Consider the following 13314-nt stretch of genomic DNA (forward strand, 5'->3'; position numbering starts at 1 on the left):
CTGGAAAAAAACGCGATAAAAATGCCCGATTCACGATCGGGCATTTTGACTTTTACAGCTTCGCGCCTTCTACTGCTTCACGCGCCAGCTTAGTAATACGGTCGTAATCGCCCGCTTCCAGCGCATCTGCCGGAACCAGCCAGGAACCACCAATGCACAGTACGCTTTTCAGCGCCAGGTAGTCACGGTAGTTAGCCGGAGAAATACCACCAGTCGGGCAGAAACGAACCTGGGAGAACGGCCCCGCAATCGCCTGCAGTGCTTTCACGCCACCATTAGCTTCTGCCGGGAAGAATTTGAACTCTTTCAGGCCGTAGTCCATACCCAGCATGAGTTCGGAAACGGTGCTGATACCTGGAATCAGAGGAATAGTACCTTCTGTCGCCGCTTTCAGCAGTGGTTCAGTCAGACCAGGGCTGATTGCGAACTGCGCGCCCGCTTCAGTTACTTCTGCCAGTTGCTGCGGATTCAGCACCGTACCGGCACCCACAATCGCTTCCGGCACTTCTTTGGCAATAGCACGGATAGCATCAACTGCACACGCCGTACGCAGAGTCACTTCCAGAACGCGCACCCCACCAGCAACCAACGCTTTTGCCATTGGCACCGCGTGTTCCAGTTTATTTACCACGATAACCGGTACAACCGGGCCGGTGGTCAGGATTGATTCTGCACTTGTTTTCCAGTTTTTCATCAGAGTTTTCTCTCGCCTGATTACAAATTTTGTCGTCTTAAAAAGTGATACAGGTTGCGCCCTGTTCGGCACCGGACAGTTTTTCACGCAAGGCGCTGAATAATTCACGTCCTGTTCCCACGCGTGACGCGCTCAGGTCAGGAATGTGTGGTTCGCGAGCAGCCAGTTCAGCTTCGTCTACCAGCAGTGTCAGTTCGCCTGTCTGTCCATTCACACGAATGATGTCCCCATCGCGCACTTTTGCCAGCAGCCCGCCATCGTAGGCTTCTGGTGTTACGTGGATAGCTGACGGCACTTTACCTGAAGCACCAGAGAGTCGTCCATCGGTAACTAACGCAATTTTGAAACGCCGGTCCAATAATACACCAAGTGGCGGCATGAGTTTATGTAATTCTGGCATTCCGTTCGCTTTTGGCCCCTGATGGCGGACAACAACCACACAATCACGGTCCAGCATACCCGCTTCAAAAGCAGGCATAACGTCATGCTGGCTCTCAAAAACAACAGCTGGCGCTTCAATTATCTGGTTTTCAACCGGCACAGCAGAGGTTTTCATGACGGCACGCCCCAGGTTGCCGCTTAACACTTTTGTCCCGCCATGATGCGAGAAAGGTTGTTCAAAGGAAGCAATCACATTGTTGTCGAGCGACTTGTCTGCACCTTCACGCCAGTCCAGCTCACCGTTATTCAGCCACGGTTCGAGGGTGTAGCGAGAAAGACCAAAGCCCGCCACTGTATTGACATCTTCATGTAACAGACCCGCCTTGAGCAGCTCACGCACCAGAACCGGTACGCCACCCGCCGCCTGGAAGTGGTTAATATCGGCCGGACCGTTTGGATACAAACGCGCCATCAGAGGTACGACATCCGAAAGATCAGAGAAGTCATCCCAGTTAATCTGAATACCGGCAGCTCGCGCCATCGCCACCAGATGCATCGTGTGGTTAGTGGAGCCACCGGTCGCCAGTAGCGCAACAATGCCGTTCACCACCACTTTCTCATCGATCATCTTACCAATCGGCATCCATTCGTTACCATTTCCGGTCATACGCGTCACCTGGCGCGCGGCGGCTGCAGTGAGCGCATCACGCAGCGGGGAATCCGGATGAACAAAAGAAGAGCCCGGCAACTGCATCCCCATAAACTCCACCACCATCTGGTTGGTGTTGGCAGTACCGTAGAAAGTACATGTTCCCGGCGCATGATAAGACGCTGCTTCTGATTCCAGCAGCGCCATGCGGTCCACTTTACCTTCGGCATAAAGCTGGCGAATACGCACTTTTTCTTTATTTGGCAACCCGCTTGCCATCGGACCAGACGGCACAAACACCGCAGGCAGATGACCGAACGACAATGCGGCCATCGTCAGCCCTGGGACAATCTTATCGCACACGCCGAGGAACAGCGCGCCATCAAACATGTTATGGGACAGCCCCACCGCCGCAGACATCGCAATGACTTCGCGGCTTAACAGAGACAGTTCCATACCATCCTGCCCCTGAGTTACACCATCACACATCGCCGGAACACCACCCGCAACCTGGCCAACCGCATTAGCTTCATGCAGTGCTTTACGAATGATCTCGGGATAATGTTCATAAGGCTGGTGAGCGGAGAGCATGTCGTTGTAGGAGGTGATGATGGCGATATTGTTACGCAACATGCTTTTCAGGGAGGCTTTGTCTTCTGGCTGGCAAGCTGCGAAACCGTGAGCCAGGTTACCGCATGCCAACTGCGAACGATGAACGGTCGAGGTTTTCGCTTGTTCTATCCGGGCGAGGTAAGCAGAGCGACTCTCGCGCGAACGTTCAATGATTCGATTTGTTACGCGTAACAATTGTGGATTCATAAAGGCTCCTGAAATTGAGTTGTCAGAGCAGGATGATTCACAACGCGTTTCATTCAGAGGATTTATGAGTGAAACGCCTGTAACCGGAGCTCATAGGGCAGAAACGTTTCAGTCAGTGTAATAAAAAAAGCCTCGCGGGTGAATCCACGCGAGGCCTGAAAGTGTAAAAATTGCTCTACAATCTGTGCAAGATCATGTTACCGGTAAAATAACCATTAAGGATGAGCGGAGATATTACTCAAACTCATTCCAGGAACGGCCATCACGGGTAATCATCGCCACCGAAGCAACCGGTCCCCAGGTTCCGGCCTGATACGGTTTCGGCGCATCGTTATCCATTGCCCATGCTTCGGTAATGGAGTCCACCCATTTCCACGCTTCTTCCACTTCATCGCGACGCACAAACAGCGCCTGAATACCGCGCATGGTTTCCAGCAGCAGACGTTCATAGGCATCAGCCAGATGCGTCTGATTAAAGGTTTCTGAATAGCTCAGATCCAGCTTGGTGATTTGCAGGTTATGTTTGTGATCAAGACCAGGGACCTTGTTCAACACCTGAATATCCACGCCTTCATCAGGTTGCAGACGGATGGTGAGTTTGTTCTGCGGCAGATCCTGCCATGACTCTTTAAACAGATTGAGCTCTGGCGTTTTGAAATAGACCACCACTTCAGAACATTTGGTCGGCAGACGTTTACCAGTACGCAAGTAGAACGGTACGCCAGCCCAGCGCCAGTTGTCGATATCGACCCGGATCGCCACGAAGGTTTCTGTGTTACTGCTTTTGTTCGCGCCCTCTTCTTCCAGGTAACCAGGCACTTTTTTACCCTGAGCGAAGCCCGCAGTGTATTGCCCACGTACTGTTTTTTCACGCACGTTAGAGCGATCGATACGACGCAATGATTTCAATACTTTCACTTTTTCATCACGAATGCTGTCAGCGCTCAGGTCGGAAGGCGGGGACATCGCAATCATGCAGAGAATTTGCAGCAGGTGGTTCTGGATCATATCGCGCATCTGGCCGGCTTTATCAAAATACCCCCAGCGCCCTTCGATCCCCACTTCTTCTGCCACGGTGATCTCAACATGATCAATAGTGCGGTTGTCCCAGTTATTCACAAACAGGGAGTTAGCAAAACGCAGCGCCAGCAGGTTCAGCACCGTTTCTTTACCAAGGTAATGGTCGATACGGTAAACCTGGCACTCCTCGAAGTATTCGCCAACCTGATCGTTGATTTCACGCGAAGTCGCCAGCGACGTCCCCAGCGGTTTCTCCATGACGACGCGTGCCGGTTTGGCATTCAGTTTTGCCTCACCAAGCCCTTTGCAGATTGCGCCAAAAGTGCTTGGTGGCATGGCAAAGTAGTTAATCGTGATACGATTTTTTTGATCCAGCATCGCACCAAGACGGTTGAATGCGGCTGTGTCATTGACATCAAGGTTACAAAAATCCAGACGTGCGCTCAGGGTATCCCACAAACCTTCATCAATAGTTTCTTTCATGAAGGTTTCCAGCGCTTCGCGGACTACTTTGGTATATGCCGCTTTATCCCAGTCAGCACGCCCTACGCCGATAATACGGGTATCCGGGTTGAGCTGACCGGCTTTTTCCAGTTGATACAGGGAAGGCAGCAATTTACGACGCGCAAGGTCGCCTTTCGCGCCGAAAATGACCAGGTCACAGGCCTGGGCTGTTTGCGTTACCGCCATGTCATTCTCCTTAAGTTAACTAACCCGGTACTTAAGCCTGGGTATACTTGTAATTTTCTTACGGTGCACTGTACTGCTTTTACGAGCTTGCGAAAACTGTAAACGCTTATCCACATGTGCCATTACGTTTAAACCGTGTAAAATGCGGCAAAACTGATAAAAAAATCATCGTTAATGACGGTTTTTCATTCGAAAAAAATCTGACACCGATCATGTAATGAAAAAAAATGACAACTTTTTTATCCGCTTTTGTCATTAATACGACACACAGGCGTAATATCAGACCAAACTGCATTTCGATTTCTTCCAGTGCGGAAATCGTCATTACCGTGAGTCTCTTTACATCATGAATATGCTGGAAAAAATCCGGTCTCAACTGGAACATTTGAGCAAATCAGAACGAAAAGTCGCCGAGGTCATTCTTGCTTCGCCTGACAACGCGATCCATTCGAGTATTGCTACTCTGGCGCTTGAGGCCAATGTTAGCGAACCGACGGTGAATCGTTTCTGTCGCAGCATGGACACCCGCGGTTTTCCTGATTTTAAACTCCATCTGGCACAAAGCCTGGCAAATGGCACACCCTATGTTAATCGCAACGTTAATGAAGATGACAGCGTTGAATCATACACGGGGAAAATATTTGAGTCGGCAATGGCCACGCTCGATCACGTCCGTCACTCGCTGGACAAATCTGCCGTCAACCGTGCCGTCGATCTCCTGACACAGGCCAAAAAAATCGCCTTTTTCGGTCTGGGCTCTTCTGCCGCCGTCGCCCACGATGCGATGAATAAATTTTTTCGCTTTAATGTTCCGGTGGTTTACTCCGACGATATCGTGCTGCAACGCATGAGTTGTATGAATTGTAGCGACGGAGACGTAGTTGTGCTGATTTCTCACACCGGAAGAACCAAAATTCTTGTTGAACTGGCACAGTTAGCACGGGAAAACGACGCTATGGTGATTGCCCTCACCTCCGCCGGTACACCACTCGCCCGGGAAGCAACGCTGGCAATTACCCTCGACGTACCGGAAGATACTGACATTTATATGCCCATGGTTTCTCGACTTGCGCAGTTGACCGTGATAGATGTGCTGGCAACAGGATTTACTTTGCGACGCGGCACAAAATTCAGAGATAACTTGAAGCGGGTCAAGGAAGCGCTTAAGGAATCGCGCTTTGATAAGCAGTTACTTAAATTGAGTGACGATCGCTAAATCGATTATCACTGTTCTATCCTTATACGATATTCGCATGTGTTTAAATTAAAACCATAATGGTTTTAGTTTATGCGAATTCATGTTCAAGCAACACCTGGTTGTTTCAGTCAACGGAGTATTACATGTCCAGAAGGCTTCGCAGAACCAAAATCGTTACCACGTTAGGCCCGGCTACCGATCGCGATAATAACCTTGAAAAGGTCATCGCTGCGGGCGCAAACGTCGTACGAATGAACTTTTCTCATGGCTCGCCTGAAGACCATAAAATGCGCGCGGATAAAGTTCGTGAAATTGCCGCAAAACTGGGTCGTCATGTGGCTATTCTCGGTGACCTTCAGGGGCCAAAGATTCGCGTATCTACCTTTAAAGAAGGTAAGGTTTTCCTCAATATCGGGGATAAATTCCTGCTGGATGCCAACCTGGGCAAAGGTGAAGGCGATAAAGAAAAAGTCGGTATCGACTATAAAGGTCTGCCTGCTGACGTCGTGCCTGGCGACATTCTGCTGCTGGACGACGGTCGAGTACAGTTAAAAGTGCTGGAAGTTCAGGGCATGAAAGTGTTCACCGAAGTGACCGTCGGCGGCCCTCTCTCCAACAATAAAGGGATCAACAAACTCGGCGGCGGTCTGTCGGCTGAGGCGCTGACAGAGAAAGACAAAGCAGACATTAAAACTGCGGCATTGATTGGCGTAGATTATTTGGCTGTCTCCTTCCCACGCTGCGGCGAAGATCTGAATTATGCTCGTCGCCTGGCGCGCGATGCAGGTTGTGATGCGAAAATTGTCGCCAAAGTTGAGCGTGCAGAAGCCGTTTGCAGCCAGGATGCAATGGACGACATTATCCTCGCTTCTGATGTGGTGATGGTCGCACGTGGCGACCTCGGCGTAGAGATTGGCGATCCGGAACTGGTTGGAATCCAGAAAGCGTTGATTCGTCGCGCACGTCAACTTAACCGTGCAGTCATTACTGCGACCCAGATGATGGAGTCGATGATTACCAACCCAATGCCGACGCGTGCAGAAGTCATGGACGTGGCGAACGCCGTTCTGGATGGTACTGACGCCGTAATGTTGTCTGCAGAAACCGCCGCTGGTCAATATCCATCTGAAACCGTTGCTGCAATGGCGCGTGTTTGCCTGGGTGCCGAAAAAATCCCGAGCATCAATGTGTCTAAACACCGCCTGGACGTTCAGTTCGACAATGTGGAAGAAGCTATCGCGATGTCTGCAATGTACGCGGCTAACCACCTGAAAGGCGTTACCGCGATCATCACTATGACCGAATCCGGTCGTACCGCGCTGATGACTTCCCGTATCAGCTCCGGTCTGCCGATTTTCGCCATGTCTCGTCATGAACGCACTCTGAACCTGACTGCGCTTTATCGTGGTGTTACGCCGGTCTATTTTGATAGTGCAAATGATGGCGTGGTTGCTGCCAGCGAAGCAGTAAATCTGCTGCGCGATAAAGGCTACCTGATGTCTGGTGATCTGGTGATTGTCACCCAGGGCGACGTAATGAGCACCGTGGGTTCTACTAATACCACGCGTATTTTAACGGTAGAGTAAGTTAGTTGCCGGATACGGCATAAATGCCATATCCGGCCTACAGGACCGTGATAATTCAATAAATTACGATCAACCTGTCGGCCCGATAAGCATGCGCATAGAACAAATGCGCACTTAGCATTAGACGAGAGCCTCTCTTCACGAGAGGCTTTTTTTATTTGATGGGATAAAGATCTTTACGCTTATACGGCTGGATTTCGCCCGGTTTACGCGTTTTCAGCAATTTTAAAATCCAGGTGTACTGCTCTGGACGCGGACCAACAAAAATCTCAACTTCTTCATTCATCCGTCGCGCAATGGTAGCGTCATCCGCTTCTGACAGGTCATCCATCGGTGGACGAACCTGAATCGTCAGACGATGGGTTTTGCCATCATAGATTGGGAACAACGGAACGACGCGCGCGCGACACACTTTCATCAGACGACCAATCGCTGGTAGCGTCGCTTTATAGGTTGCGAAGAAATCAACAAATTCGCTGTGTTCAGGGCCATGATCCTGATCCGGTAAATAATAGCCCCAGTAGCCCTGACGAACCGACTGAATGAATGGCTTAATGCCATCATTTCGTGCATGCAAACGACCACCGAAACGACGACGCACGGTGTTCCAGACATAATCAAAAACAGGATTACCCTGATTATGGAACATCGCTGCCATTTTCTGCCCTTGTGAGGCCATCAGCATGGCGGGGATATCAACTGCCCAGCCGTGCGGCACCAGAAAGATCACTTTCTCGTTGTTACGCCGCATCTCTTCGATGATCTCCAGCCCCTGCCAGTCGACGCGAGGTTGGACTTTCTCCGGCCCGCGTATCGCCAGTTCAGCCATCATTGCCATCGCTTGCGGCGCGGTAGCAAACATCTCATCAACAATCGCTTCGCGTTCGGCTTCGCTACGTTCTGGAAAGCAGAGAGAAAGATTGATCAACGCCCGACGACGTGAGCTTTTGCCCAGTCTTCCGGCAAAACGCCCCAACCGCGCAAGAATGGGATCACGGAATTTCGCTGGCGTTAAGGCAATACCGGCCATTGCCGCCACGCCCAACCAGGCTCCCCAGTAACGAGGGTGACGAAAGGATTTATCAAACTCAGGAATGTATTCGCTATTATTTTTTTTCGTTTCCATGCTTTTCCAGTTTCGGATAAGGCAATAATCAATCTGGTGGTAGTGTAACGGCGCAACTTGCCCCGCACCAAATAAAAAAGCCGGTACTGACTGCGTACCGGCTGCCAATGGGTATTAATTAATCAAACTGTAGCTGCGGCACAATCTCTTTGGCCTTCGCCAGGAAATCGGTACGATCGGAACCGGTCAGCCCTTCAGTACGCGGCAGTTTCGCTGTCAACGGGTTCACAGCCTGCTGGTTAATCCATACTTCATAGTGCAGATGTGGCCCTGTTGAACGCCCGGTGTTACCGGAAAGCGCGATACGATCGCCACGCTTCACTTTCTGCCCCGGTTTAACCAGAATCTTACGCAGATGCATATAACGCGTGGTGTAGCTGCGACCATGACGAATCGCGACATAATAACCAGCGGCGCCACTGCGCTTAGCAACGACCACCTCACCGTCACCCACCGAAAGCACCGGCGTACCCTGCGGCATCGCAAAATCAACGCCTCTGTGCGGCGCAACACGAGCGGTTACCGGGTTCAGACGACGCGGGTTAAAGTTAGACGAAATGCGGAACTGCTTTGCCGTCGGGAATCGTAAGAATCCCTTCGCCAGGCCCGTGCCGTTGCGGTCGTAGAATTTGCCATCTTCAGCGCGAATAGCATAGTAATCTTTGCCTTCTGAACGCAAACGCACGCCCAACAGTTGGCTTTGTTCACGTTTGCCATCAAGCATCTCACGTGACATTAATACCGCAAATTCGTCACCTTTTTTCACTTTGCGGAAGTCCATCTGCCACTGCATTGCTTTAATCACCGCGCTCACTTCAGCACTGGTTAAACCGGCACTTTGGGCGCTGGCAACAAAACTTGTCCCAACGGTTCCTTTCAACAAACTGTTAACCCACTCCCCTTGCTGCATTTCGCTGGTCATTTTAAAACCATTAGCGGCGGTGCGGTCATAGGTACGGGTTTCGCGGCGAGACACTTCCCAGGTCAGACGCTGTAACTCGCCATCAGCGGTTAATGTCCAGGAGAGTTGTTGACCAATTTTCAGGTTACGCAGATCTGTATCAGCAGCAGCCAGTTGGGTGATATCGCCCATCTCAATGCCATATTGATTAAGGATGCTACTTAACGTGTCGCCCGTAGAAACGACATATTCATGAACGCCAGCTTCACCAGCGATTTTGTCGTCCAGTTCGTCCTGTGGAATGGCTTCATCTTCTTGCGCGGCTTGATCAATCGGCTCACTGGCCTCAGGTAAGAGAGAACGAATTTCGTTCTGTTCAAGCTCAATGGTTTTGACAATAGGCGAGGCGTCTCGGTGGTAAACATAAGGCCGCCAGACAGCGACGGCCAGTGTAAGAACGGTGAGCGACCCCAACATAACGCGGTGTGGTCGCGGTAAATTATTAAACGCCAGGGCGACAGAGCGGGCTATCTGTTGCACGTAATCACTTCCTCATTAATCTCCTTTCAGGCAGCTCGCGTACTGGTTAGCTAATTGATTCAGGAATTCTGAATAGCTCGTTTTGCCCAGTTTGATATTCGTCCCAAGGGGATCCAACGTTCCCATACGAACGGATGTCCCTCGTGCGACGCTTTCGACGACCGCAGGCCTGAACTGTGGCTCAGCAAAAACGCAGGTTGCTTTTTGCTCAACCAACTGTGTTCTTATTTGATGTAAACGCTGCGCGCCAGGTTGAATCTCTGGGTTTACGGTAAAGTGACCAAGCGGTGTCAGTCCGAATTGTTTTTCGAAGTAGCCGTAAGCATCATGAAAAACGAAATAACCTTTTCCCTTGAGCGGCGCGAGCTCGTTACCAACCTGTTTCCTACTTGAAGCTAATTGTGCCTCAAATTCCATCAGGTTGGCGTCAAGTTTGGCTCGACTTTGCGGCATAAGTTCCACTAATTTTCCATGGATTGCAACCGCTGTAGCCCGCGCTATCTCTGGGGAAAGCCAAACATGCATGTTGAAATCGCCGTGATGGTGATCTTCGTCACTTTTTTCTGCGTGGTCATGATCATCATCAGCGTCGTGAATGCTTTTCATCAGCAGCGGTTTTACACTCTCAAGCTGCGCGATGGTTACCTGTTTCGCCTCGGGTAATTTACTCACGGGCTTTTGCATAAAGGCTTCCATTTCTGGGCCAACCCAGACAACTAAGTCCGCGTTCTGTAAGCGTTTTACATCAGATGGACGCAGTGAATAATCATGTTCAGAGGCGCCATCAGGAAGTAATACCTCCGTCTCTGTTACCCCATCAGCAATAGCGGAAGCGATGAATCCAACAGGTTTAAGCGAAGCGACAACAGCAGCTTCTGCTACCTGTGTTGCACTGCCCCAGAGAGCAGCAGATAATGCTGCGAAAAGAAGCGTTTTTTTATGTAACATAATGCGACCAATCATCGTAATGAATATAAGAAGTGTGATATTATAACATTTCATGACTACTGCAAGACTAAAATTAACATGACAAGTCTGGTTTCCCTGGAAAATGTCTCGGTTTCATTTGGCCAACGCCGCGTCCTCTCTGATGTGTCGCTGGAACTCAAGCCTGGTAAAATTTTGACCTTACTTGGGCCGAACGGCGCTGGTAAGTCGACACTGGTTCGGGTTGTGCTCGGGCTGGTAACACCAGATGAAGGTGTTATCAAGCGCCACGGAAAACTGCGCATTGGTTATGTGCCGCAGAAGCTGTATCTCGACACCACGTTGCCACTCACCGTAAACCGTTTTTTACGTTTACGCCCCAGAACACATAAGGACGATATTCTGCCTGCACTAAAACGCGTTCAGGCAGGGCATCTTATTGACGCGCCAATGCAAAAACTCTCTGGCGGTGAAACTCAGCGTGTACTGTTAGCGCGCGCATTGTTAAATCAACCACAGTTATTAGTTCTGGATGAACCCACCCAGGGCGTGGACGTGAATGGCCAGGTGGCGTTATATGACCTTATTGACCAACTACGTCGCGAACTGGATTGTGCCGTTTTAATGGTGTCTCATGATCTGCATCTGGTGATGGCAAAAACCGATGAAGTACTTTGCCTGAACCATCACATCTGTTGTTCTGGCACACCAGAAGTCGTTTCCCTACATCCGGAATTTATTTCGATGTTCGGGCCTCGCGGAGCTGAACAGCTGGGTATTTATCGCCATCATCATAACCACCGCCACGATCTACAGGGGCGAATTGTTCTGCGTCGGGGAAGTGATCGCTCATGATTGAATTATTATTTCCCGGTTGGTTAGCCGGGATTATGCTGGCCTGTGCTGCAGGTCCTTTGGGTTCTTTTGTTGTCTGGCGTCGTATGTCTTATTTCGGCGATACGTTGGCCCATGCGTCTTTACTTGGGGTGGCGTTTGGTCTGTTGCTGGACGTGAATCCCTTCTACGCGGTGATTGCCGTTACGCTACTGCTGGCGGGCGGTCTGGTATGGCTGGAGAAGCGTCCGCAACTGGCGATCGACACGTTATTGGGCATTATGGCGCACAGTGCCTTGTCACTGGGCCTGGTCGTTGTCAGTCTGATGTCTAACATTCGCGTAGACTTGATGGCATACCTGTTCGGTGATTTGCTGGCAGTGACGCCGGAAGATCTTATCTCCATCGCCATTGGCGTGGTCATTGTGGTGGCGATTCTGTTCTGGCAATGGCGCAATTTACTGTCGATGACCATTAGCCCGGATCTGGCATTTGTCGATGGCGTGAAATTACAGCGCGTGAAATTGCTGTTGATGCTGGTAACAGCATTGACGATTGGTGTGGCAATGAAATTTGTCGGGGCGTTGATTATTACCTCACTGCTGATCATTCCGGCTGCTACCGCACGTCGTTTCGCACGTACGCCGGAACAGATGGCAGGTGTCGCCGTTTTGGTGGGGATGATTGCTGTAACCGGCGGTTTAACTTTTTCAGCGTTTTACGATACGCCTGCGGGTCCGTCAGTGGTGCTGTGCGCTGCGCTGTTGTTTATTTTGAGTATGATGAAAAAACAGGCCAGCTAATTTGGCGCTGAACACATTTGTCGGATGCGGCGCGAGCGCCTTATCCGATCTACCGTTTGGTAATCTTTGTAGGCCTGATAAGACGCGAACAGCGTCGCATCAGGCACTCTTTGCGGCATGAACGATCGGTCCGACCTACGGCATTTCTGGCGGCGTGATGCCGAAGTGGTTCCACGCCCGCACTGTCGCCATACGCCCGCGTGGTGTACGCTGTAAAAAGCCTTGCTGAATCAAATAAGGCTCCAGCACATCTTCAATGGTTTCACGTTCTTCGCCAATAGCCGCCGCCAGGTTATCCAGACCTACAGGCCCGCCGAAGAACTTGTCAATCACCGCCAGCAATAACTTGCGGTCCATATAATCGAAACCTTCAGCATCGACATTCAGCATATCCAGCGCCTGGGCGGCGATATCTGCCGAGATAGTGCCATCATGCTTCACTTCGGCAAAATCGCGCACGCGACGCAGCAAACGGTTAGCAATACGTGGTGTACCACGCGCCCGACGCGCCACTTCCAGCGCGCCATCGTCACTCATTTCGAGGCCCATAAAGCGCGCGCTACGACTGACAATATATTGCAGGTCCGGCACTTGATAAAACTCAAGACGCTGCACAATACCGAAACGATCACGCAGTGGTGACGTCAGTGAGCCAGCACGCGTGGTCGCGCCAATAAGGGTGAACGGCGGCAGATCGATTTTAATTGAACGCGCCGCAGGACCTTCACCGATCATAATATCCAGCTGGTAGTCTTCCATTGCCGGATACAACACCTCTTCCACCACAGGTGAAAGACGGTGAATTTCATCGATAAACAGAACATCGTGTGGTTCAAGGTTAGTCAGCATCGCTGCCAGATCGCCAGCCTTTTCCAGCACTGGACCTGACGTAGTGCGTAAATTTACGCCCATTTCGTTGGCGACAATATTGGCAAGCGTGGTTTTCCCAAGACCAGGCGGGCCAAAAATCAACAGATGATCGAGGGCATCGCCGCGCAGTTTCGCTGCTTTGATGAAAATCTCCATCTGTGAGCGAACCTGCGGCTGACCAACATACTCTTCCAGTAATTTAGGGCGAATGGCGCGATCTGCCACATCTTCCGGCAAAGTTGTACCGGCAGAAATCAGACGGTCTGCTTCAATCAT

11 protein-coding genes are annotated in these 13314 nt (G+C 50.8%); 4 read left to right on the forward strand and 7 right to left on the reverse strand.

Going from position 1 to position 13314, the window contains the following annotated elements; all coding sequences use genetic code 11:
- Window positions 1–52: 52 nt before the first annotated feature.
- From kdgA to zwf, 3 genes are all read right to left on the reverse strand, one after another.
- A complete protein-coding gene (kdgA, locus tag D9742_RS08925; RefSeq protein ID WP_064529269.1) occupies window positions 53–694 on the reverse strand; it encodes a bifunctional 4-hydroxy-2-oxoglutarate aldolase/2-dehydro-3-deoxy-phosphogluconate aldolase in 642 nt (213 codons plus the stop codon).
- A 37-nt stretch (window positions 695–731) separates the two neighbouring features.
- Window positions 732–2543 carry a phosphogluconate dehydratase gene (edd, locus tag D9742_RS08930; RefSeq protein WP_130236669.1) on the reverse strand — a complete coding sequence of 604 codons (1812 nt, stop codon included), beginning with the start codon at window positions 2541–2543 and terminating at the stop codon, window positions 732–734.
- A 234-nt stretch (window positions 2544–2777) separates the two neighbouring features.
- The gene (gene zwf / locus D9742_RS08935; RefSeq protein WP_001718415.1) at window positions 2778–4253 is read right to left on the reverse strand and encodes a glucose-6-phosphate dehydrogenase; all 1476 of its coding nucleotides are present in this window, start codon (window positions 4251–4253) and stop codon (window positions 2778–2780) included.
- A gap of 346 nt (window positions 4254–4599) precedes the next feature.
- Between zwf and hexR the strand changes: the two genes are divergently transcribed.
- Both hexR and pyk read left to right on the forward strand, forming a co-directional pair.
- Window positions 4600–5469: a DNA-binding transcriptional regulator HexR gene (gene hexR / locus D9742_RS08940; protein ID WP_130236670.1), complete on the forward strand. Its 870-nt coding sequence runs from the start codon at window positions 4600–4602 to the stop codon at window positions 5467–5469.
- A 125-nt stretch (window positions 5470–5594) separates the two neighbouring features.
- Window positions 5595–7037 carry a pyruvate kinase gene (gene pyk / locus D9742_RS08945; protein ID WP_130236671.1) on the forward strand — a complete coding sequence of 481 codons (1443 nt, stop codon included), beginning with the start codon at window positions 5595–5597 and terminating at the stop codon, window positions 7035–7037.
- Between the two features lie 154 nt (window positions 7038–7191).
- Here pyk and lpxM read toward each other — a convergent pair whose 3' ends face one another.
- The 3 genes from lpxM to znuA all read right to left on the reverse strand — a co-directional run bounded on the left by lpxM (window position 7192) and on the right by znuA (window position 10552).
- Complete coding sequence (gene lpxM, locus D9742_RS08950; RefSeq protein ID WP_130236672.1) at window positions 7192–8163, reverse strand: lauroyl-Kdo(2)-lipid IV(A) myristoyltransferase; 972 nt, start codon at window positions 8161–8163, stop codon at window positions 7192–7194.
- A 118-nt stretch (window positions 8164–8281) separates the two neighbouring features.
- On the reverse strand, window positions 8282–9604 hold the full coding sequence (gene mepM / locus D9742_RS08955) for a murein DD-endopeptidase MepM (RefSeq protein ID WP_130236673.1): 1323 nt from the start codon (window positions 9602–9604) through the stop codon (window positions 8282–8284).
- Window positions 9605–9619: 15 nt separating this feature from the next.
- The gene (znuA, locus tag D9742_RS08960) at window positions 9620–10552 is read right to left on the reverse strand and encodes a zinc ABC transporter substrate-binding protein ZnuA (protein WP_074399578.1); all 933 of its coding nucleotides are present in this window, start codon (window positions 10550–10552) and stop codon (window positions 9620–9622) included.
- Between the two features lie 78 nt (window positions 10553–10630).
- On the opposite strand from znuA, the gene znuC reads away from it, so the two are divergent.
- Window positions 10631–11386, forward strand: a complete 756-nt coding sequence (gene znuC, locus D9742_RS08965; protein ID WP_130236674.1) for a zinc ABC transporter ATP-binding protein ZnuC — start codon at window positions 10631–10633, stop codon at window positions 11384–11386.
- On the forward strand, window positions 11383–12168 hold the full coding sequence (gene znuB / locus D9742_RS08970) for a zinc ABC transporter permease subunit ZnuB (protein WP_130208494.1): 786 nt from the start codon (window positions 11383–11385) through the stop codon (window positions 12166–12168). The genes znuC and znuB overlap by 4 nt, the downstream gene beginning before the upstream one ends.
- A 135-nt stretch (window positions 12169–12303) precedes the next feature.
- Here the strand turns inward: znuB and ruvB are convergent, their stop codons facing one another.
- The gene (gene ruvB, locus D9742_RS08975) at window positions 12304–13314 is read right to left on the reverse strand and encodes a Holliday junction branch migration DNA helicase RuvB (RefSeq protein WP_000568522.1); all 1011 of its coding nucleotides are present in this window, start codon (window positions 13312–13314) and stop codon (window positions 12304–12306) included.

The organism is Escherichia sp. E1V33 (genome assembly GCF_004211955.1).
In the GTDB taxonomy this organism is placed as follows: domain Bacteria; phylum Pseudomonadota; class Gammaproteobacteria; order Enterobacterales; family Enterobacteriaceae; genus Escherichia.

Bases quoted from the DNA above. Each gene is read 5' to 3' on its own strand.
- kdgA (WP_064529269.1), bottom strand. From the start codon at position 694: ATGAAAAACTGGAAAACAAGTGCAGAATCAATCCTGACCACCGGCCCG.
- edd (WP_130236669.1), bottom strand. From the start codon at position 2,543: ATGAATCCACAATTGTTACGCGTAACAAATCGAATCATTGAACGTTCG.
- zwf (WP_001718415.1), bottom strand. From the start codon at position 4,253: ATGGCGGTAACGCAAACAGCCCAGGCCTGTGACCTGGTCATTTTCGGC.
- hexR (WP_130236670.1), top strand. From the start codon at position 4,600: ATGAATATGCTGGAAAAAATCCGGTCTCAACTGGAACATTTGAGCAAA.
- pyk (WP_130236671.1), top strand. From the start codon at position 5,595: ATGTCCAGAAGGCTTCGCAGAACCAAAATCGTTACCACGTTAGGCCCG.
- lpxM (WP_130236672.1), bottom strand. From the start codon at position 8,163: ATGGAAACGAAAAAAAATAATAGCGAATACATTCCTGAGTTTGATAAA.
- znuA (WP_074399578.1), bottom strand. From the start codon at position 10,552: ATGTTACATAAAAAAACGCTTCTTTTCGCAGCATTATCTGCTGCTCTC.
- znuC (WP_130236674.1), top strand. From the start codon at position 10,631: ATGACAAGTCTGGTTTCCCTGGAAAATGTCTCGGTTTCATTTGGCCAA.
- znuB (WP_130208494.1), top strand. From the start codon at position 11,383: ATGATTGAATTATTATTTCCCGGTTGGTTAGCCGGGATTATGCTGGCC.
- ruvB (WP_000568522.1), bottom strand. From the start codon at position 13,314: ATGATTGAAGCAGACCGTCTGATTTCTGCCGGTACAACTTTGCCGGAA.